This is a genomic window from Moraxella ovis (assembly GCF_900453105.1).
Lineage (GTDB): Bacteria > Pseudomonadota > Gammaproteobacteria > Pseudomonadales > Moraxellaceae > Moraxella > Moraxella ovis.
Genome location: NZ_UGPW01000001.1, coordinates 771,605 through 792,644, shown reverse-complemented (window position 1 = coordinate 792,644; position 21,040 = coordinate 771,605). Strand labels below are relative to the sequence as shown.

At 47.0% G+C, this 21,040-nt stretch carries 18 protein-coding genes; 6 read left to right on the top strand and 12 right to left on the bottom strand.

Annotated elements, in window-relative coordinates:
* Positions 1–15: 15 nt before the first annotated feature.
* Positions 16–615, bottom strand: a complete 600-nt coding sequence (locus DYD54_RS04010; RefSeq protein ID WP_063513841.1) for a 4'-phosphopantetheinyl transferase family protein — start codon at positions 613–615, stop codon at positions 16–18.
* Positions 616–838: 223 nt separating this feature from the next.
* On the opposite strand from DYD54_RS04010, the gene nth reads away from it, so the two are divergent.
* Positions 839–1,483, top strand: a complete 645-nt coding sequence (gene nth / locus DYD54_RS04005; protein WP_063514959.1) for an endonuclease III — start codon at positions 839–841, stop codon at positions 1,481–1,483.
* Between the two features lie 124 nt (positions 1,484–1,607).
* Here the strand turns inward: nth and DYD54_RS04000 are convergent, their stop codons facing one another.
* Positions 1,608–2,759, bottom strand: coding sequence for an AI-2E family transporter (locus DYD54_RS04000; protein ID WP_228703593.1), 1,152 nt, complete (start codon positions 2,757–2,759; stop codon positions 1,608–1,610).
* A gap of 117 nt (positions 2,760–2,876) precedes the next feature.
* Complete coding sequence (locus DYD54_RS03995; RefSeq protein WP_063514958.1) at positions 2,877–4,511, bottom strand: BCCT family transporter; 1,635 nt, start codon at positions 4,509–4,511, stop codon at positions 2,877–2,879.
* 497 nt (positions 4,512–5,008) lie between these two features.
* Between DYD54_RS03995 and ilvD the strand changes: the two genes are divergently transcribed.
* Positions 5,009–6,910, top strand: a complete 1,902-nt coding sequence (ilvD, locus tag DYD54_RS03990) for a dihydroxy-acid dehydratase (RefSeq protein ID WP_063513839.1) — start codon at positions 5,009–5,011, stop codon at positions 6,908–6,910.
* 109 nt (positions 6,911–7,019) lie between these two features.
* On the opposite strand, the gene hpt is transcribed toward ilvD, so the two are convergent.
* The 4 genes from hpt to DYD54_RS03970 all read right to left on the bottom strand — a co-directional run bounded on the left by hpt (position 7,020) and on the right by DYD54_RS03970 (position 11,271).
* Positions 7,020–7,538 (bottom strand): hypoxanthine phosphoribosyltransferase, encoded by a 519-nt coding sequence (gene hpt, locus DYD54_RS03985; protein WP_370446608.1) that lies wholly within the window; start codon positions 7,536–7,538, stop codon positions 7,020–7,022.
* Between the two features lie 89 nt (positions 7,539–7,627).
* Positions 7,628–8,881 carry a serine hydrolase domain-containing protein gene (locus DYD54_RS03980; RefSeq protein WP_063513837.1) on the bottom strand — a complete coding sequence of 418 codons (1,254 nt, stop codon included), beginning with the start codon at positions 8,879–8,881 and terminating at the stop codon, positions 7,628–7,630.
* 103 nt (positions 8,882–8,984) lie between these two features.
* On the bottom strand, positions 8,985–9,863 hold the full coding sequence (locus DYD54_RS03975; protein WP_046699824.1) for a MaoC/PaaZ C-terminal domain-containing protein: 879 nt from the start codon (positions 9,861–9,863) through the stop codon (positions 8,985–8,987).
* Positions 9,864–9,909: 46 nt separating this feature from the next.
* Complete coding sequence (locus DYD54_RS03970; protein ID WP_063513836.1) at positions 9,910–11,271, bottom strand: 3-oxoacyl-ACP reductase; 1,362 nt, start codon at positions 11,269–11,271, stop codon at positions 9,910–9,912.
* 241 nt (positions 11,272–11,512) lie between these two features.
* On the opposite strand from DYD54_RS03970, the gene DYD54_RS03965 reads away from it, so the two are divergent.
* From DYD54_RS03965 to DYD54_RS03955, 3 genes are all read left to right on the top strand, one after another.
* Positions 11,513–12,799 (top strand): acetyl-CoA C-acetyltransferase, encoded by a 1,287-nt coding sequence (locus DYD54_RS03965; RefSeq protein WP_063513835.1) that lies wholly within the window; start codon positions 11,513–11,515, stop codon positions 12,797–12,799.
* A gap of 285 nt (positions 12,800–13,084) precedes the next feature.
* Positions 13,085–14,683 (top strand): carbon starvation CstA family protein, encoded by a 1,599-nt coding sequence (locus DYD54_RS03960; protein ID WP_063513834.1) that lies wholly within the window; start codon positions 13,085–13,087, stop codon positions 14,681–14,683.
* A 127-nt stretch (positions 14,684–14,810) separates the two neighbouring features.
* The gene (locus DYD54_RS03955) at positions 14,811–15,323 is read left to right on the top strand and encodes an adenine phosphoribosyltransferase (protein ID WP_063513833.1); all 513 of its coding nucleotides are present in this window, start codon (positions 14,811–14,813) and stop codon (positions 15,321–15,323) included.
* A gap of 76 nt (positions 15,324–15,399) precedes the next feature.
* On the opposite strand, the gene scpC is transcribed toward DYD54_RS03955, so the two are convergent.
* From scpC to tsaA, 3 genes are all read right to left on the bottom strand, one after another.
* A complete protein-coding gene (gene scpC, locus DYD54_RS03950) occupies positions 15,400–16,926 on the bottom strand; it encodes a succinyl-CoA:acetate CoA-transferase ScpC (protein ID WP_084260729.1) in 1,527 nt (508 codons plus the stop codon).
* A 183-nt stretch (positions 16,927–17,109) separates the two neighbouring features.
* Positions 17,110–18,205 (bottom strand): peptide chain release factor 2 gene (prfB, locus tag DYD54_RS03945; RefSeq protein WP_172459591.1). Its coding sequence is split into 2 segments (ribosomal slippage): positions 17,110–18,132 and positions 18,134–18,205, totalling 1,095 coding nucleotides; the frame shifts between segments, so codons are not numbered across the junction.
* 77 nt (positions 18,206–18,282) lie between these two features.
* Entirely contained in the window at positions 18,283–18,993 is a 711-nt protein-coding gene (tsaA, locus tag DYD54_RS03940; RefSeq protein WP_063513830.1) for a tRNA (N6-threonylcarbamoyladenosine(37)-N6)-methyltransferase TrmO, read from the bottom strand.
* Positions 18,994–19,162: 169 nt separating this feature from the next.
* Between tsaA and DYD54_RS03935 the strand changes: the two genes are divergently transcribed.
* On the top strand, positions 19,163–19,936 hold the full coding sequence (locus DYD54_RS03935; RefSeq protein ID WP_063513829.1) for a ferredoxin--NADP reductase: 774 nt from the start codon (positions 19,163–19,165) through the stop codon (positions 19,934–19,936).
* A 106-nt stretch (positions 19,937–20,042) separates the two neighbouring features.
* On the opposite strand, the gene DYD54_RS03930 is transcribed toward DYD54_RS03935, so the two are convergent.
* Complete coding sequence (locus DYD54_RS03930) at positions 20,043–20,522, bottom strand: pyrimidine dimer DNA glycosylase/endonuclease V (protein WP_063513828.1); 480 nt, start codon at positions 20,520–20,522, stop codon at positions 20,043–20,045.
* Positions 20,523–20,528: 6 nt separating this feature from the next.
* Positions 20,529–20,951, bottom strand: coding sequence for an HIT family protein (locus DYD54_RS03925; RefSeq protein ID WP_063513827.1), 423 nt, complete (start codon positions 20,949–20,951; stop codon positions 20,529–20,531).
* Positions 20,952–21,040: the final 89 nt, after the last annotated feature.

The window sequence follows — 21,040 nt, the reverse complement described above, 5'->3', positions numbered from 1 at the left end:
AAAAATAGCAAACTTTTAAGCCCATTGCCAATCCTGCGTGCCATATTCGCTTGGGTATGCCACCGTAATCATCGCACCATCCACCTGTACGCACTCGAAGCGATACGCACCGATTCGCTCATGACTGACTACACCCTGATGATCATTGATGAATTGCGCGTTTAATTCGCTCAGCGTCATACGCATGCCAAGCCCGCATGCCTTGAGCACGGCTTCCTTAATCGTCCAAATACGAAACCACTCCGTGATATCTCCACTGTTTAGCCATCTTGCCATCTCATCCGGGTGATAAAAACGTCTGGCTAGAGGTTCAAAGTTCAGCACCCTGCTGGTATGCTCAATGTCCACACCAACGTTCGGCAAATCAAGGCTATAAGCCAGCGCATAATCGGTAGGGCATTGACTGTGGTTAAATGACAGATTTGGGATGTTGATACAGATTGGCTTACCCAATTCATCCCTGCCATATGCAGGCACAGGCGCGTCATTAAGCTTGCAAAATTGACTTAATAATTCATGTCGATAGCTTCTGATGGCCTTTGTGTCATCTAAAGACAAGCGTCTAGGGACCAAGCTTAGGATGCGCGTCAGTGGCGCATGATGCAGATAAATCATTGTTAGCACCGCCTTAATTCATATAGAGATTTCATGCTATAATATCAGCTTTTGATTGTCTAGCCATTTATTGTTTTTCTTATTATTCGACTTATTCGACCGCCAAACAGCCATGACTTCTACAGATTCCATCATTAAAATCCAAAAGACCAAAACCACCAAAAAACCTAAAACCAATAAACTCTCCACCGCCAAGACGGCCGATACACCGCCATCGCGCCCGATGTCAGCACCGAAACGCGAAGCTTTTTTTGAAAAATTGTCCGAACACATCAAAGAACCTGTGACTGAGCTGAATTATTCCTCGGATTTTGAGCTACTCATCGCGGTCATGCTGTCCGCCCAAGCCACCGACAAGAGCGTAAATATCGCAACCAACAAGCTGTTCAAGGTAGCCAACACACCCAAGGCAATCTTAGATCTGGGCGTCGATGGACTAAAAAGCTACATCAACTCAATCGGGCTTTATAATTCCAAGGCGGTCAACATCATCAAGACCTGTCAAGACCTACTGGATAAACACAACGGACAAGTGCCACGCACCAGAGCGGAGCTTGAAGCTTTGGCAGGCGTCGGTCGTAAAACAGCCAATGTCGTGCTAAATACCGCCTTTGGCGAGCCTGTGATGGCAGTGGATACGCATATTTTTCGAGTGGGTAACCGCACAGGGCTTGCCACTGGCAAGACCGTCCTAGCGGTCGAAAAAGCACTGATGAGTCGCATCCCCACCCAATTCCTGGTCGATGCTCACCACTATCTCATCCTGCACGGGCGCTATACCTGCATGGCGCGCAGCCCCAAGTGCGGTGCGTGTGTGGTGTTTGATGAATGCATGTTCAAAGACAAAGAAAAATGGGCGGGACTTTGATTGGTTCATGCTAAATACGTCAAACAAAGAACGCAAGACATTCGCTTGCGTTTTTTATTATTGGTTGTTAATTGGGCAGAAGCATATTAGCAGTTAACAACCACCCGATTCGCCGCCCGCCTTATCAGTCATCTTTTAATAATGATAACTGCTGATCATCCTTAGGTGTGTAATAAGGATCACGTTCGAGATCTTCTTCGTTTTGTCCCATGACTTTAATACTGTAGTCTTTTAGGGTGAATTTGACATACAGAATCTGCACCCAGACGATCAGCCCAACTATCAATGGCATCGCCAACGCCACCCCAAGAATGCCCGTCAGCGAGCCCATGATGATCTGCGACAGCAGCAGCGCCACAGGCGGTAAATCAATCAATCTCTGCTGCACCACAGGCGCAACAACATAGCTCTCAAGCTGCTGCACCACGATAATCATCAACAGCGCCCAAAGCAGCATATCAGGCGCAACAATCAAGGTCACAAGCAGAATCGGCACCGCGGATAACCATGGTCCAAGCACCGGCACAAAATCAAACACAAAGGCAATCACCCCAAGCGCCAGCGCAAACGGAATACCCATGAGCCACAGCGCAATCACTGTCGCCACGCCCACAAAAGCCATCACCGCAAACTGACCGACTAACCAGCGGCGCAGTGCTTGATAGCTGCTTTTTAGGAGGTATCTTGCTTTATCTCGGTGCTGTTTTGGCACCAATGTCACGAAGCTCTTGGTATAGACGTCCGGCGTTAGCGCCAAGAACAGCCCCACCAACAAAATAATCAAAAACGAGCCGATCCCACCGAATAAGCCTGACACCATCACAGGCACGATGCCCAGCACATCGCCTGTGTATTGTGATAAGAATTCCGCTGGATCAGCGATAAACTCCTGCATCCACTTGCTCTGGGCGACCCAATCATAGATGACAGGGTAGCTTTTTAGGTAGTCATTGATACTCTGCATGGCTCTGGGGGTCATGTTTTTAAGATCTTCGAACTGATTTACCAGATCCGAGCCAAACATCGCCAAGAATCCCGATACGACCAACAAGAGCATCAACGCCACCAACCCCACCGATAAGGCATGGGGAAGTTTGCGCATGAATTTACCTATCTTTGGCGCACGTTTAAGATAATCCGACAGTCCAAGCAGCAGCACCGCCACCAATATCGCACCGAACACCATGAGCCACACTCGAGTCAAAAAATACAGACTCATCGCCAAAAAAATAACCGCAAATACCATGAAGATATTTATTCTATGCGCCTTAATCACACGATTTCCTTATTTATTAAATCATAATCACAAACCCAAAGAATAACACAAAACCAGTAATCACTCATCAATTTTCATCATAAAAAATGCCCACACTTAGGTGGGCATTTTATCAGTTCAGTCATTATCTACTTTTGAAGGCGGGTGGGTTGGCAATAGATGCTCATCCACCATTTCATTGGCACTGTTATGCTCGGCTGACTCCTCGGTGATGTACCATTGTGTGTTACGATACAAGGTCAATCGGTCACGACCAAGCCCGCGAATCAGACAATACATCATCACAAAAATCACCAAAGCAAACGGTAAGCCTGCAACGATCGCAGCTGCTTGTAGGGCAGATAAACCCCCTGCCGCCAACAAAATCGCCGCGATGATACCTTCAGAAGTCACCCAGAATAATCGCTGAATCTTTGGCGGGTTGGTATTACCGCCTGCCGTCAGCATATCAACGACCAAGCTTGCACTGTCAGCACTGGTAACGAACCACAGAACGATCATCGTCAATATCACCACCACCAGACCTTGGGTGAATGGATAGTATTCAATGAATTTAAAAATCGCGCTGCCTGTATCGGCCAGCACCGCTGTTGATAGGCCGTAGCCACCTGAGAGCTCCATGCTGATCGCCACGCCGCCAAAGGTCGTAAACCATAAGAACAATAGTAGCATCGGCACAAACAACACCCCAAAGACAAACTCACGAATCGTACGGCCACGACTGATGCGAGCGATAAAAATCCCCACAAATGGTGACCAACTCACCCACCAAGCCCAATAGAAAATCGTCCATGACGCCTGCCAATTGGTAGCCACGAACGCTTCGTTCCAAAGTCCAAGCGTAATCAGATTGCCAGCATAGTTACCGATATTCTCAACAAAACTATCCAAAATGAACTGTGTCGGTCCTGCGACCATCATAAAGACAAGCATGATGATCGTGCCGATGATGGTGATGTCACTAAGACGCTTTACGCCTTTATCCAGACCCGCCATCACAGAGAACGCAGCACAAGCGGTGATCGCTGCAATCAGCGCAATCTTAAACACCAAACTTGGCTCAATACCAAATAACAAACCAAGTCCCGTCTCAAGCTGCATCACCCCAAGACCCAGCGACGTCACCACACCAAACATCGTACCAAACACCGCCAAGATATCCACCGCATGACCCCACTTGCCATAGATGTTCTTACCGATGATCGGAAAGAGCACAGAGCGTATCGACAATGGCAACCCACGGCGATAGTGAAAATACGCAAGCGACAGCGCGACCACCGCATATACCGCCCACGCATGCAGCCCCCAATGCAAGAATGACACCTGCATCGCTTCTTTGGCGCTCTCAATCGTGCTAGGCTCTGCGGTCGGCGGCTGCACGAAATGATACAAAGGCTCAGCCGTACCCCAGTACAGAAGTCCAATGCCGATGCCCGCCGAGAACAGCATGCCAATCCATGAGCCAAAGCCATACTCAGGCATCTCAGTCTGCTGCCCAAGTCGAATGTCACCATATCGACTTAGTGCCACATACACACAAAAAACGAGCGCTGCATTCATCAAAATAATAAACATGAACCCAAAGCGCTCGGTAATAAATGCCTGCAAATCACCAAATATCTGCCCAGCAAGCTCAGTAAACAGCGTACCAAATACAATAAATAAGACAATCAATAGCATCGATACAATAAATACAGGGCGGCTTACCTTTGGAAAAACCAAAAACCGCTGAATATCCAATCCATCCGCCATCGTCTGTCTATCTGCCCGCGCCCTGTCTTGCCGCTTGGGCAGTTTATGCTCTTTTTCACTCATTATTTTTCTCCTTGTTAATCCACTGCGCTTAAAATCTGTATTAAAACTACCCAATACTCATCGCAAAAAGTTAAAAATAAGCAAGAAAACCTTAACAAAATAGCCAAACTTTTGCAAATTTATATCATCATTGCCAATATGATTTAGATAAAATTTTTATTTAAATCATTGACTAATATAATATTTTTAATATTTAATTATTCTGTAACAATCTTCAAAAAGGTTAATTCTAAAAATTTACCCATGGCTATTTATAAAGTTTTTTAATATATTTAGATAAGTGAATAACTGGTTTTTATGGAAGTAAGAAATTTTTATAAAACAATATGATGTTTGGTGGTAAAATAGGTTATTTTCTTAATAATTTTTATTTTATTGATAAAATTTTAGATCGTTAAGACAGCCATCGCTATTGAATTAAAAGGATAAGTATTATGCCAGTTTATCGTTCAAAAACCTCCACATCAGGTCGCAACATGGCAGGCGCACGTGCTTTATGGCGCGCCACAGGCATGACAGACGGCGATTTTAATAAGCCAATCATCGCTATCGCCAACTCATTCACTCAATTCGTTCCTGGTCACGTCCACCTTAAAGATATGGGTCAGCTTGTCGCCCGCGAGATCGAAAAAGCCGGCGGCATCGCCAAAGAATTCAACACCATCGCGGTCGATGACGGTATTGCGATGGGCCATGGCGGCATGCTGTATAGCTTGCCTAGCCGTGATTTGATCGCGGACAGCGTAGAATACATGGTGAACGCACACTGTGCAGACGCCCTAGTATGTATCTCAAACTGTGACAAAATCACCCCAGGTATGCTGATGGCTGCCATGCGACTAAACATCCCTGTGGTGTTTGTGTCAGGCGGTCCGATGGAGGCTGGTAAGGTATTGGCAAACGATACGCATGATGGTCACATGGTGCATGAGACCGTTACCGACGACAGCGGTCAAAAAATCCGCAAGCTTGATCTGGTCGATGCGATGATTGATGCGGCGGATGATCTGATCAGCGACGAAGACGTGGCAAATGTTGAGCGTTCTGCTTGCCCGACATGCGGTTCTTGCTCTGGCATGTTCACCGCAAACTCCATGAACTGCCTAACCGAAGCGCTTGGCCTATCTTTGCCTGGTAACGGTTCACTACTAGCGACGCACGCCAAGCGTAAAGAGCTGTTCTTAGAAGCAGGCCGCCTGATCGTTGAGCTTGCCAAGCGCCATTACGAACAAGACGACTATTCTGTACTGCCAAGAAGCATCGCCACCAAAGAGGCCTTTGAAAATGCCATGAGCCTTGATATTGCCATGGGTGGTAGCACCAATACGATTCTACACCTTTTGGCAGCAGCCAATGAAGCAGGTGTTGACTTTAAGATGGCGGATATTGATCGTCTGTCTCGTCAAGTACCATGCCTATCTAAAGTCGCTCCCGCCACCCAAAAATACCACATGGAAGACGTACACCGCGCAGGTGGCGTGATTGGTATTTTGGCGGAGCTTGACCGCGCAGGACTACTCAAGACCAATGTTCCGACCGTACACAGCCCAACATTGGCAGACGCCCTTAGCAAATGGGATGTCATGAATGCTGACAATCAGACCGCTCGCGATCTTTATATCGCTGCCCCTGGTGGCGTGCGCACCACTCAAGCCTTTAGTCAAAACAGAGAATGGGGCAATCTTGACCTTAACCGCGAATCCGGCTGTATCCGCGCCAAAGAATTTGCGTATTCACAGGACGGTGGTCTGGCGGTATTATTTGGCAATATCGCTGAACGCGGCTGTGTGGTTAAGACCGCCGGCGTGGATGAGAGCATTCTTAAATTCACAGGGCGTGCACGAATCTTTGAAAGTCAAGATTCTGCTGTAGAAGCCATACTTGCTGATCAAATCGTCGCAGGCGACATCGTCATCATCCGCTACGAAGGTCCAAAAGGTGGGCCTGGCATGCAAGAGATGCTTTATCCAACCAGCTACCTAAAATCAAAAGGTCTTGGTAAAGCCTGTGCACTACTGACAGATGGTCGCTTCTCAGGTGGCACATCTGGTCTGTCTATCGGTCACGCCAGCCCTGAAGCTGCCGAAGGCGGTGCGATTGGACTGGTGGAAGAGTTTGACGTCATTCAGATCGACATTCCAAATCGCAGCATTCATCTAGATGTATCAGATGAGGAGCTTGCGCGTCGTCGTGCCGCCATGAATGAGCGTGGCAGTCAAGCATGGAAGCCTGTCAATCGTGAACGCCACGTCTCTCAAGCCCTACGCGCCTATGCCGCGATGGCAACCAGTGCTGACACAGGCGCAGTGCGTGATGTCAGCCAAGTCGAACGCTGATTATTATCAATCCATCAGAAAAACCCTGCTAATCGTATATTAGCAGGGTTTTTAATGATAAAGCCATCAAAAAACCAGCCTCAATCACTGGCTGGTTTTTTATTTATAATTACAGACCGATCTCACCAATAAAAGGTACGTGGCGGTATTTTTGGTCGTAATCTAGACCGTAGCCCACGATAAATTTATCTTCCACTTCAAAGCCTAAGAATCCAACATCCATCTGAATCTCGCGGCGCGATGGCTTGCTTACCAATGTGCACAGCTCAATAGAATTGGGCTCGCGAGTCTTTAGAATCTCGACCACCTTAGACAGTGTACGACCCGAATCTATGATGTCTTCGACGATCAGCACGTCCTTGCCCTTGATCTCACTGTCTAGATCCTTGACGATTTTGACATCACCTGATGACACCGTGGTCTTATTGATGTAGCTGGATACTGTCATGAAATCAAGCTCATGCGGCTTATCGATGGCACGGCAAAGATCCGCCATAAAAATCACCGAACCGCGTAGCAGGCCGACCAACACCAACTCTCGGTCGCTGTTAGCATAGTGTGCATCAATCGCCGCGCCCAGTTCTTTGACTTTATTTGCGATTTCTTCTTGTGAAATCATCACGTTCATGACAGGTTTACTCATAAGGACTCTTTTTTAAAATAAAAACGAATATTTTAACGCATGCCAAAAACATTGGCAAGCATTTTAATGGCAAATCAAGCCAAGCCTATCGCCATCTCTGACAGAGCAAACTGGCGCACGTCATTTAGCATCGTGGTGTCAAAATTATGAATGAATGCAAAAGCCAGCTTGCGATCAGGGTCGCAGAACGCCACCGAGCCATTATAACCCATGTGCCCATAAGCGTTCGGTGCATTTTGCAGGCTAAATACCCGATGAAAGCCCGTACGCCACAGCATGTTGGCGGGCATCACCGCATCGAAGCCATCCACTCGAATCACGCGCAAGTCTCTCATCACCTCGGGCGTGATCAACGCATCACCCTGCCACTTGCCGCCATTGGCATGCATGGCATAGATGGTTGCCAATGCCCGCGCCGTCGAGATGCCATTCGCTGCAGGAATGATGGCTTGCAACACATCAGGATGATGATATTCCACACCATCTCGCCCGTTTGGCATGAGTGCGTTTTTGTAATTTGCCAAGTTCATTTTTGAAGTATCAAAATACAGCTTATTAACACTTGCCGTCCCGACTGGTGTATCGCCCAGCGCATTTTGCCACAGTGGCGAGACGGGTAGATTTGCTAATGTCTCTAGTATCAAGGGCGTATCAGGCTTTAAAGTGGGTTTTCTTTTGGCACTTGGTGCGCCATCAAAATAACGTACCGGCTTAGCGACCTGCCCCACTTTATCGCTGGGCGCACCATAATACAACTGTCCTTGAATGCCCAGCGGTACTGCCAGATATTCATCAAGCGCTTCTTGCAAGCTAAGATTCGTCACGCATTCCACCACATGACCAAGCACCCACCCTGAGACAAGAGCGCTGTAGGCGCTGGAATAATTATGCACCTCTTGACCGCGCGGGGTATCTATAGTCATGCTTGCCACAAGCTCACCCATCGCTTGCCAATCAAGTAAATCATCAAGCGACTGCGTGAGTGTTGTGATATTAAACAGCCCTGACGTGTGCGTTAATATGTGGCGCAGCGTGATGTTTTGTTTACCATTAGCGCCAAATTCCTCCCAATAACGAGCGATCGGCACATCATAATCAAGCAAACCCTTAGACACCAAGATCGCCACTAATGTCGCCATGACCCCTTTTCCAATCGAAAAGTTCACTGACAACGTGGTATCGGACCATGACTGACCTGGCAGCGCTTGTCCAACAGCGGTGTTTACAACTTCGTCACCATCTTGATAAATCACAAGCGCACCGCCCACAGGTGCATCATTGAACCGCAAACTCTTCAAAACATCAGAAAAATCTTGCCAATCTGTCATAGCTTACTCTTTATGAATCTTTATGGATAATGAATAATGATTATTAAATCATCAAAAACACAAAAACTGGAGTAGCTCCAGTTTTTGAGGTGGTGGCAGAACATTATAAGAATGTAATGCGACCTAATAAGTGCGGCTTGTCCGTGCCAGCAGCATACAGTGCAAACTGACGGCCATCGGTCTCTGCGCGTGCCACGAAGTCAATCTTAGATGGCAAGAAAATTGGCGTCTTAAAAGACACATCCACACGATAAGCCTTAGGCAGATCATGGAACTGAGCAATGCTCGCCGCCTTCGACCACATGCCATGCGCAATCGCTCTGGGGAAGCCGAACGCACGCGCTGACAACGGATGAAGATGAATCAAATTAAAATCGCCTGACACGAAAGCATAGCGGCGCCCGATGTCTTCTGGGATGTTAATGAGCTCCGCCCAATGATTCTCATCAGCTTCTAGTCGTGGCTGCGGCTCTTCGATGGATTTGGCTCGGGCACGCTCTTCGGCGGTCTTTTTTTGGCGTGACAGATAAGTCGATACCCCTTCCCAGACCAGCTCATCATCGATGGTCACCGTCGTGATGAAGTCGAACTGTTGTCCTTTGTCGTGCGCCTTTAGGTTGTCAAGACGAACGGTAAGTGCGACGGTCTCGCTGTCATAGATGATACGATGCTGCGTAACACTGTTCTCGATATGCACAAGACCAAGCATCGCAAAAGGAAAATCGGGCTTAGCCATCATATTCATCTGCAACGTCTGAGACAGCACCGCAAAATAAGTCGGCGGCACACGTCCATCATTAATAAAGCCACAGATCTTGCGATATTCCTTTAAGTTATGCTCATCAATAGCAAGGCTGTCCACCTGATACACCGATTCTGGTAATGTCGTCGCCTTATTATCGCCAATAGGGATCAGGCTTTTGATGACATTGGCATAAGTGGTGTGCATTTTTGGCAATTCTTTAAAATGTTGTTCTGCCATGGGTTACCTATTTAATTTCCAATATTTATAAAGTATTTAGTAAGCGTTACGCACCAAGCACGCTTTGTCCACAGACGCGTACGATGTTGCCATTAAGCCCTGCAGCCTTTGGAGATAACAGCCAAGAGATGGTCTCTGCCACGTCGATAGGTTCACCGCCTTGACTCATTGAGTTCATACGGCGCCCTGCCTCTCTGATGGCAAATGGCATCAAGCTTGTCATCTTCGTCTCGATGAATCCAGGAGCGACAGCGTTGATTGTTTTGTTGGTGTCTTTAAAGGTTTTGGCGGTTGCTTCAACCAGTCCGATCACACCCGCCTTACTCATGGCATAGTTGGTCTGCCCAAGGTTGCCCGCAATGCCTGAGATTGACGACACACATACCATGCGCGCATCATCACCAAGACCATTATTAGCGATCAGATATTCATTGATGTCATGGATTGCTTTTAGGTTGATGTTTAGCACCAGATCCCACTTATCTTCGCTCATGTTCGCCAAGGTCTTATCACGCGTCACACCTGCATTATGCACGATGCCATCTAGCACACCACACTCACTTAAGATCTCACTTGCGGCATTATCAGCGGTGATGTCTAATGGTAGCGCACGCGCACCCAAGTTACCTGCGACGACCTGAAGATCAGCCAGACTCTGTGGCACGTCTAGGCAGTACAACTCCGCCCCATCGCGCGCCAACACTTCTGCCACAGAAGCACCGATGCCACGAGATGCGCCCGTCACTAGGATTTTTCTACCCAGTAGTGGCTTAGCATCGCTGGATTCACCTGCATTAATGACACCGCCTGTCTTGATATAGATTGGCTGACCTGACACGTAGGCGGACTTGGCAGACATGAAGAATTTTAGAGCGTGATCTAAATGCGCTTCAGCACCAACCTGTGTATATAGGACGTTCGCTGTGATGCCTTTTTTGAATTCTTTGGCAACCGATTTGGCAAAGCCAAGCAGCGCACGCTGAGCCAATGCAAAACCAATATCATCACCAGTACAGCAATCAGGACGTGCAACGATAATAATACGCCCTGATGGCTTGATACGACGTGCAATCACATGAAAGAACTCATAGACTTGCTTTAGGCCATCCACGTCCTTGATGTTGCTCGCATCAAAGATCGCCACCTTAAATCGTGCATTCTCATCGCTAAGCTTGGCTTCAAGCTTGTCTTGTATGGTGATCTTAGCATCTAGGGCGGTCAATGTCTCACGAATCGCATCACCAACCGAAGCATCCTCGCCTGCCGCCACGCCAAGCACCACCTCGCCACGAATGATGGGCTGTCCCACCTCGTAGCGGTCCAGTCTGGTCGGTAGTGGCAAACCCAGATTTTTAGCGACTTTTTTACCCAGTGGCGATTGTACCAATTCACCGTAACGATCACTCATGGCATGAATCCTTATCTGTTTTTAATGTCTTTATTTAACCTGAAAGTATCCCATTCTAACACAAAAATTCACCAATGCCACCCATATAGAATCACATTTTTATAAACTAAAATTTATCATTTAGCGTAAATTGCTAAAATTATTGTTACAAAATAAGTCAAATATGCCATTTTATAAAAAATAATGCTAATCTAAGGCAGATTTGGAACAGAATCGACATGATAATTTTAAGGAGAAATTCATGACCACTATTAAGAAAGTCGCCATCCTAGGCGGCAATCGCATTCCTTTCGCTCGTTCGAATGGCGCCTATGCTGACGCAAGCAACATCGACATGCTAAGCGCTGCTCTTGAAGGGCTGGTTAGCCGATTTGAACTATCTGATAAAGACATCGGTGAAGTGGTAGCAGGCACGGTTCTAAAGCACAGCCGTGATCTTAACCTTACTCGTGAAGCCCTATTAAATACCACTCTGGCACCGACCACGCCTGCCTACGACATCTCGCAAGCTTGCGGAACGGGATTGCAGGCAGCATTTGCCGTTGCAAACAAAATCGCCTTAGGTCATATCGACAGCGGCATCGCAGGCGGTACAGACACCACTTCGGACGCACCGATCGCGCTTGGCGATGGCATCAGAAAGCCCCTACTGCGCCTTAACAATGCCAAAGATGCCAAATCTCGTCTGTCTGCACTCAGCAGCATCAACCCAAAAAATCTACTCGCCTTCCCTCAAAATGGCGAACCGCGCACACACCTATCCATGGGTGAACACCAAGCCATCACCGCACTAGAGTGGGACATCAATCGCGCCGACCAAGACGCCTTGGCTTATGCCAGCCATCAGAATTTGGCTCGTGCTTATGATGAAGGTTTTTTTGATGATCTCATCAGTCCCTACAAGGGTCTAAGCCGTGATAATAACTTACGAGCTGATACCACTCTTGATAAACTTGCCAGCTTAAAACCTGTATTTGGCAAAAAGAACGCCAACCCCACCATGACCGCCGCAAACTCCACGCCTCTGACTGACGGTGCCTCTTGCGTACTGCTATCTAGCGAAGAATGGGCAGTAGAGCATGGCTTTGAACCACTTGCCTATATCACACACCAGCAGACGGCAGCGGTTGATTTTGTGGGCAAGCAAGGCCTCACTGAAGGTCTACTCATGGCACCTGCCTATGCCGTGCCAAAGATGCTAGAGCGTGCTGGCCTAACCCTTCAAGATTTTGATTTTTATGAGATTCATGAAGCTTTCGCCTCTCAGGTGTTATCAACCCTAGCAGCCTGGGAGGACGAAAAGTTCTGCCAAAACCGCCTAGGTCTAGATGCGCCACTTGGTTCGATTGACCGCAGGAAGCTTAACGTTAATGGCTCAAGCCTGGCAGCAGGACATCCCTTTGCTGCCACTGGTGGACGCATCCTTGCGACCGCCGCCAAACTACTTGCCCAAAAAGGCTCAGGCCGCGCACTAATATCCATCTGTGCCGCAAGCGGTCAAGGCGTTACTTGTATCTTAGAACGCTGATTTATGCTTCACCCAAAAACACGCACTAAATATAGTGTGTGTTTTTATTTTGACAATCCAATCACCGAATTCGTATCAAACGGTTTGAATCATGAATTTTGATAAATATCATGAGCTTGCCTAAAATTTAGACAGTCTAAAAATTATTTAATTAAATTGTTATGTTTTGGTTAATTTTTGCTTTACAATTGTATAAAATTTAGTTATTTTAGCCAATGATTAAACTGCGCTGATAAAGCAGTTATCTATTGTGACAATCGTCATAGATCTTTAGGAATAACACTCATGTTATGGTTCTTTTTTTGTGTTGCCGTACTGGTCATCGGTTACTTCGTTTACGGTAAAATCATCGAAAAAATCTTTGTCATCAACCCAAACAAAAACACGCCCGCCTACACAATGGCTGACGGCGTGGATTACGTTCCGATGTCAAAAGGTAAAATTTGGCTTATTCAATTATTAAACATCGCTGGCACAGGCCCAATCTTCGGCCCAATTCTAGGTGCGCTTTATGGACCGGTGGCGATGCTGTGGATTGTTCTCGGCTGTATTTTTGCCGGTGCGGTACACGATTATATGTGCGGCATGTTATCTGTGCGTAACGGTGGCGCCAGTATGCCTTATCTGACGGGCAAATACTTAGGCGCACCGGTTAAGCATTTCATTAACCTGCTTGCGGTGGTTCTGCTGATTCTGGTTGGCGTAGTATTCGTTGCCAGCCCAGCTCAGCTATTAAGCTCAATCACGCTAGATATGTTCGGCACCCAAGCCACAGGCACGGTATCTATCAATAATGCAGAAAGTATGGCAGCGGCTGCAGGCGATGTTGCCAATACCGCCTTTGGCCTAACCAAAGACGGTATCATCGTAGCTTGGACAGCAATCATCTTCTTATATTACATCATTGCAACTTTGCTACCAATCGACAAAATCATCGGTCGTGTTTATCCATTCTTTGGCGGTCTATTGCTGTTCATGTCACTTGGTATGACTTACGGTCTGGTCGCTAACGAGCTTGGTAGCGCTGAGAGCTATTTCTTTAATAGCATGGGCGGTCTGACGGTAGAGAGTTTCTTCCAAAACTTCCAACCTAAAGGCGATCTGCCAATCTGGCCTTTATTATTCCTAACCATTACTTGTGGTGCGCTGTCAGGCTTCCACGCTACGCAGACGCCACTTATGGCACGCTGTGCAATGAACGAATCCGAAGGTCGCTTCATCTTCTATGGCGCGATGATTGCTGAAGGCGTAATCGCCCTTATTTGGTGTGCAGTTGGTTTGTCATTCTACCCTGATCTAGTATCACTACAAGAAGCCATCTCTGCAGGCTCACCTTCTAAAGTCGTCTATGACAGCTCTATCGGCTACCTAGGTGCGATTGGTGGTGTATTTGCGGTGCTTGGCGTGGTTATTCTACCAATCACCTCGGGTGACACAGCATTCCGTGCGGCACGTCTGATCATCTCTGAATTCCTAAACATGGAACAACGCACGCTAATGAAGCGTCTTTGGATCGCGATTCCGCTATTTGTGATTGGCTTTGTCATCTCTAAAGTAGACTTCCAAATCCTATGGCGCTACTTCAGCTGGGCAAACCAAACCGTTGCTGTGGTGATGCTATGGACAGCGGCAGGCTATCTGTATCGCTATCGCAAGTTGCATTGGGTGTGTACGCTACCAGCCATCTTCATGAGCGCTGCATGCTATACATTCCTCGCCTACAACAAAATCGGCTTCGGTCTTGATTACACGCTGTCACTGTATATCGGTATTGGCTTGACTGTCCTGACGACCGCTGCGTTCTTCTTGTTCGTGAAACGCGAAAGCATCGCAGGCGACCCTGATGCACTGGTGAATGATCAACCGATCGCATCAAAAGCTTAGTTAGCCCCTTCATAAAAATGCAGATTTCAAGGTCTGCATTTTTTATTGCTTGCTCATATAACTCTATAAATTCATGACAGAATTTTGGTATAATCAGCGGTTTTAATGCTTGATCTTTGGTACTTTTATGACAAACAATCATCCATTTTGGCAGTTTATTCAAACAATTCCTAATTTCCCAAAAGACGGTATTGATTTTTATGACATCACGCCACTGCTATACAGTCATGTGGATGCACTGATTGACGAATTATTAAAGGCTTTGCCCAACGACTTAATGAACACCGTCGAATGCTTCGCTGCTACAGAAGCTCGTGGTTTTGTGATAGGTAGCTTATTATCAGGGCGCACAGGTAAGTCACTCATACTAATTCGCAAACAAGGCAAACTACCACCACCTTTATTTAGCGAAAGTTACGGACTAGAATACGGCAATGATACGCTAGAGATTAAGGCAGATTTACCAGCCTCTAAAGTGTTACTGGTTGATGACGTGTTAGCTACTGGCGGCACATTAAAGGCAAGTAAGACTCTGTGCCAAAAAGCAGGTCATGAAGTGCTCGGCGCATTGGTTCTATTGGACTTAACCGCACTTCATGACGACATCGGCATGCCTGTCTATCGAGTGATGCACAACTAACCCCTTATCTTATCAGCACACCAAATAAAAACACCCGAGCGATAACTTGGGTGTTTTTATTGGTTAAACAGATGGCTTATTTGATGCGCATGTCACCAGTTTCGATGAAACGTTGATGCCATGATAGCGCTTCTAGCAATAAGTGTGGCGTGTGGATACCGCCTGCCTTTTTGCTTGCCACTTCAGCTCGATCATAGTAATCACGCAGCATGTCGCGATAGTCAGGATGTGAGCAGTTCTCGATGATTAGCTTCGCACGCTGACGTGGAGACTTACCACGTAGGTCAGCCATGCCTTGTTCGGTCACGATGAACATCACGTCATGCTCAGTGTGGTCATGATGCGACACCATTGGCACGATCGCAGAGATTGCACCGCCCTTAGCAGTAGATGGGCTGACATAGAAACTAAAGAAACCGTTACGAGTAAAGTCACCCGAACCACCGATGCCATTCATCATACGAGTACCCATGACGTGGGTAGAGTTCACGTTACCATAGATGTCAGCTTCGATCATTGAGTTCATGCCGATCACACCTAAGCGGCGGATAAGCTCTGGGTTGTTGCTGATTTCCATTGGACGTAGGATGATTTTGTCTTTTAGGAATTCGATGTTCTCGTTGAAGCGAGCTAGCGCATCTGGGCTAAATGACAAAGCGGTCGCCGAAGCGGTTTTCATCTTCTTAGCCAAGATCAGATCAAGCATACCGTCTTGTAGCACTTCCGTATATCCGATCAAATCTTCAAATGGCGCATCTAGCAGACCTGCCATTACCGCATTTGCTACGTTACCCACGCCTGATTGAAGTGGTAGTAGGCTCTTAGGTAGACGGCCTGCTTTCACTTCATAATCCAGGAAGTCGATTACTTGGGCAGCGATGCGCTTAGACACATCATCAGGCTCTGCAAACTTAGAGTTACGGTCGCCTGCATTGGTCAATACAATACCAAGAATCTTATCAGCATCGCACTCCAGTGCTGGCGTACCGACACGGTCAAAAGCACCCACGATAGGGATTGGCTTGCGATGAGGTGGCAGACCAACATCGCCATAGATGTCGTGCATGCCTTCTAGGCCTTCGCTTAGTGCAGCGTTGATCTCGATGATGACTTTCTTGGCGTTCTTAACTGCTTCTACGCCGTGACCGATACCCATGGCAAAGATAATTTTGCCATCTTCGGTGATGCCTGCCGCCTCGATGATGGCGATGTCAAATTCGCCATAGAAACCTTGACGCATTTGCTGTTCAACATGCGATAGATGCATGTCTTGATAAGCTACGTTACCAGCGTTAATGCCATTACGAAGCGTTGGATCAGATTGGAATGGGGAGCGGAAATGTACCGCGTTCGCTTCAGCCAATACGCCATCGCATTCAGGCGCGGTAGATGCACCTGTCACCATGCCGATGCTGAACTTGTCGCCTTTGGCATGTGCCGCTTTTGCTTTGTTGGCGATGGCAGTTGGTAGCGCCTTAGGGTAGCCCGCCCCTGTGAAGCCTGTGACGGCAAGCATCATACCGTCTTTAACAAATTCAGCCGCTTGATCAGCGCTCATTACTTTCTCACGCAGACCCGCGTGACGAATACGATCGATTGACATAATCATTGTCCTCTTGATAATAATTTTCCAATAAAATGGCGATAAATTTACAAATACTGTAAATTATGATGATTTTAGCATTAGATGGCAATAAAATAAATAGCTCGCTACAACATTTGTACCGATTTTCAATCAGAAAAATCAATCATTAATATTGATAACTAATGCATAAATGCATATAAATTACAATCCCGCCTTCAGACTTGCCACGATAAATTTATCCAAATCGCCATTTAGCACCGCTTGAGTGTTGGACGTCTCAACACCTGTGCGCAAGTCCTTAATACGTGAATCATCAAGCACATAGGAGCGGATTTGTGACCCCCAACCGATGTCGGACTTGCTGTCTTCTAAGGCTTGCTGTTTTTCCATGCGCTTTTGCATTTCAAGCTCATAAAGCTTGGCACGGAGCATTTTCATGGCGGTGTCTTTGTTGGCGTGCTGTGAACGCTCGTTTTGGCACGCGACAACCACACCTGTAGGCTGGTGCGTGATACGCACGGCAGAGTCGGTGGTGTTAACGTGCTGACCACCCGCCCCGCTTGAACGGTAAGTATCGATACGCAGGTCAGCTGGATTAATATCAATCTCTACATTGTCATCAATCTCAGGAGAGACGAACACCGCTGAGAATGACGTGTGACGACCGTTATTACTGTCAAATGGCGACTTACGCACCAGACGATGAACGCCAATCTCAGTGCGAAGCCAGCCAAAGGCATAATCGCCCTTAACCGAAATGGTCGCTGACTTAATGCCTGCCACACCACCATCAGACACCTCCAAAACTTCCGCCTTAAAACCGTGCGACTCACACCAGCGCAGATACATACGCAGCAGCATCTCTGACCAGTCTTGGGCTTCGGTACCGCCAGAGCCTGCTTGGATGTCTAGGTAGCAGTTATTAGCATCCATCTCGCCGCTAAACATACGCTTAAATTCTAAGTCTTCGACTTTAGCATTCGCGTCATCAAGCTCGGCTTGCACATCTGCCAGTAGGCTTTCGTCATCTTCTTCAACCGCAAGCTCAAGCATGGCGGCTGCATCTTCTAGTGCAGTATCCAGCCCCTCGATAACACCAATGATGCTATCTAGGACGGATTTTTCTTTGCTGATCTTAGTGGCGAGCTCAGGGTCGTTCCAGATGTCGGGGTTTTCTAGTTCTAGATTGACTTCTTCTAGGCGTTCTTTTTTGCTTTCGAAGTCAAAGATACCTCCGAAGGTCTTGACCACGCTCGGTTAGGTCTTTAATTTGTTCTTGATATGGGGCGATTTCCATGATGATTACCTTAAGCTTAAAAAATTAATAAATAACAAGAAATTATATCAAATCTTGGCGATTTTGAGAATGCATTTTTAAGGTTTGACCCGCCTGATGTGCTCGATCACCAGCATATCTTCAGCCCTTATAAAATCAACATCGACCGTCTTATATCTCATGCTGCACATCACGCCCGTTTCATTTTGGCGATAGGCGGGCCGTGGATCTTGAGCGATAAGGCTTAGAATAATGTCTTTGTCGTCGTTTTGTAGGGTATTATTTAATATTAACACCTCAAAATCACCCTCCGCCCGCTCACTTATCTTCACATCGCGAACACTTGGCTTGTCAAATCCCATCGCTTCGTGCACGCCATCCACATACGGCAGATATGGCTTAATATCAAAGATGGGTGTACCATCCGCCATGTCCGCCCCAATGATGTGCAGAATCGCTTGATTATCAACAACCTCCACCCTATCAAGCTGCACCACCGACAGACCGATTTGGCTTGGGCGATACATGCTACGCGTGGCAAATACGCCAATTTTATCATTGCCACCTAGCCTTGGCGGACGCACTTGCGGGCGGAAATTCACCTGCTCTTTATTATGGTGAAACTGCCACAAAATCCAAAGATGGCTATAATTCTCAATGCCCACAAAAGCATCTGGATTATTAAAAGGTGCAACAAAACGAATATAGCTTTTTATGGCGACCAAATTCGGCTGGCGCGGGATGCCAAATTTCTGAGTTAAGGGCGAATGATGATGGCCGATGACGGGGAGAGTATGGTGTGCGTTCATGGTGTTTTTGGGCGGTTTATGATAAAATATAAGTTCCTTATGCCAAAAAGTTAATAACAGTCCATGGCAAAAATCGCTATCATAGCACAAATTTTGTGTTAGCCCAATTTTGTGCTAAACTTTATCTTTAAATCAAACTCATTTTCATTTATACATTCTGGAAATCCTCATGTCAAAATTCATCAGCGAAACCGTGACCTATGTTCACCACTGGACAGACACCTTATTCACCATCAAAACCACCCGCAGCGACAGCTTGCGTTTTCGCAGCGGCGAATTTGCCATGATCGGCTTAATGGTGGACGGTAAGCCATTGGTGCGTGCCTACTCCATCGCCAGTCCTGCATGGGCAGAAGAGCTTGAATTTTATTCCATTAAAGTTCAAGATGGTCCTTTGACATCACGCCTACAGCACATCAAAGTTGGCGATGAACTACTAGTCAGCAGAAAACCCACGGGTACTCTAGTATTAGATGATCTACTACCTGGTAAGCACTTATACATGCTCGCCACGGGCACAGGCTTAGCACCATTCTTGTCGTTGGTGCGTGAGCCAGAAGTTTATGAGCGCTTCGAGAAAGTGATCTTGGTGCATGGTGTGCGCCATGTCGAAGATCTTGCTTATCGTGATTTCTTTGAAAATGAGCTGCCAAATGATCAAATCTTTGGCGAATGGGTACGTGAGAAGTTCATCTACTATCCTACTGTAACGCGTGACGAATTCAAAAACCAAGGTCGTGTGACCGATCTATTAAAATCAGGCAAACTGTTCGAGGACATCGGACTACCACCGATCAATAAAGACGATGATCGCATGATGCTTTGCGGCAGTATGGCGATGAATGCCGAAACCGCTGCTATTCTAGATGATTTTGGTCTAACAGTATCGCCACGCATGGGCGTACCTGCTGACTATGTGCTAGAGCGTGCATTTGTAGGCTGATCCATCGCTTTGCAGTGCCAATTAAAAAGACGCGCCATGTTGAGCACGTCTTTTTTGCTTTTTATTCACAGCATTGTGATTGAATTTTATTCCAATACTTAAGCACTCACAACCAATCAGGAGTTGGACGGTTGGTGTACGCCAAAATATCCGCCTTACCACAGCGATAATAGGTACGATAGGCATCAACGGTATCATCGCCTTGATACTCATCGGGCATGACCTGTGGGGGTGCGATAAAAGGCGTGTCGGTCGAGATGGGGCAGTTTAGCAGGATGTGGCGGAGCTTTTGGTCGGTCAGATGAACCTTGCCATAGCGGTGCGTGTACTCATCGCACAGGGCGATAAACAGCCGATAAAGCCAGTCATAATGCGACTTTGAGCCACGCACCCACACCGCACATGGGTGGTTTTGGTGCGTGCATTTATACAGCACCGCCCGCTCATCATCGCAAAGGACGTTGTCACACAGATGATGAGCAGCGCAAAGGAGCTGTGAGTATTCCAATATCATCTTGACCACATGCTTATTACCATGAAAAATGGCACAGCGTATCGGGTCAGGGTCAAGGTAGAAAATGTTCAAAATGCCCTACTTGCCGTCAATAACTTCACGGATTTTGGTCGCCAATTCTGCCAGCTCATTTTGGTCCGCCATGACGCTCTCGTGCTTGCCCAGCTCGTGGACGTGCGTTGGGATTAGGTGCATGTGATAGTGGAACACGCTTTGCCCTGCACCCGCGTGATTAAGTTGCATCTGCACAATACCGTCCACACCCAGGGCTTTGCGTTGGGCAGTGATGACTTTTTGGGCGGTTTTGAATACCGCACAGGCATACTCGCACGGCAAATCAGACAGCTCCACCGCTTCACATTTTGGAATGACCAGCACATGACCCGTTGCCTGTGGCATGACGTCCATAAAGGCAAGGGTTTTGTCATCTTCATAAACCTTATGGCAAGGGATTTCGCCACGCAGGATTTTGGCGAAAATATTATTGGTATCATAGCTCATTTTATCTCTCCTATAGGGCTGGTTTTAGCATTGTAGCATAATTATTTTAAATTTCGCTTGAGAAATTTTTGAGAACTTTTACCACCAAT

Excerpts from the sequence above, each read along its gene's own strand:
- DYD54_RS03955 (WP_063513833.1), top strand. The coding sequence starts at position 14,811 with ATGACAAACAATCATCCATTTTGGCAGTTTATTCAAACAATTCCTAAT.
- DYD54_RS03965 (WP_063513835.1), top strand. The coding sequence starts at position 11,513 with ATGACCACTATTAAGAAAGTCGCCATCCTAGGCGGCAATCGCATTCCT.
- DYD54_RS03935 (WP_063513829.1), top strand. The coding sequence starts at position 19,163 with ATGTCAAAATTCATCAGCGAAACCGTGACCTATGTTCACCACTGGACA.
- DYD54_RS03960 (WP_063513834.1), top strand. The coding sequence starts at position 13,085 with ATGTTATGGTTCTTTTTTTGTGTTGCCGTACTGGTCATCGGTTACTTC.
- DYD54_RS04010 (WP_063513841.1), bottom strand. The coding sequence starts at position 615 with ATGATTTATCTGCATCATGCGCCACTGACGCGCATCCTAAGCTTGGTC.
- DYD54_RS03995 (WP_063514958.1), bottom strand. The coding sequence starts at position 4,511 with ATGGCGGATGGATTGGATATTCAGCGGTTTTTGGTTTTTCCAAAGGTA.
- nth (WP_063514959.1), top strand. The coding sequence starts at position 839 with ATGTCAGCACCGAAACGCGAAGCTTTTTTTGAAAAATTGTCCGAACAC.
- DYD54_RS03975 (WP_046699824.1), bottom strand. The coding sequence starts at position 9,863 with ATGGCAGAACAACATTTTAAAGAATTGCCAAAAATGCACACCACTTAT.
- tsaA (WP_063513830.1), bottom strand. The coding sequence starts at position 18,993 with ATGAACGCACACCATACTCTCCCCGTCATCGGCCATCATCATTCGCCC.
- scpC (WP_084260729.1), bottom strand. The coding sequence starts at position 16,926 with ATGTCAATCGATCGTATTCGTCACGCGGGTCTGCGTGAGAAAGTAATG.
- ilvD (WP_063513839.1), top strand. The coding sequence starts at position 5,009 with ATGCCAGTTTATCGTTCAAAAACCTCCACATCAGGTCGCAACATGGCA.
- hpt (WP_370446608.1), bottom strand. The coding sequence starts at position 7,538 with ATGAACGTGATGATTTCACAAGAAGAAATCGCAAATAAAGTCAAAGAA.
- DYD54_RS03980 (WP_063513837.1), bottom strand. The coding sequence starts at position 8,881 with ATGACAGATTGGCAAGATTTTTCTGATGTTTTGAAGAGTTTGCGGTTC.
- DYD54_RS03970 (WP_063513836.1), bottom strand. The coding sequence starts at position 11,271 with ATGAGTGATCGTTACGGTGAATTGGTACAATCGCCACTGGGTAAAAAA.
- DYD54_RS03925 (WP_063513827.1), bottom strand. The coding sequence starts at position 20,951 with ATGAGCTATGATACCAATAATATTTTCGCCAAAATCCTGCGTGGCGAA.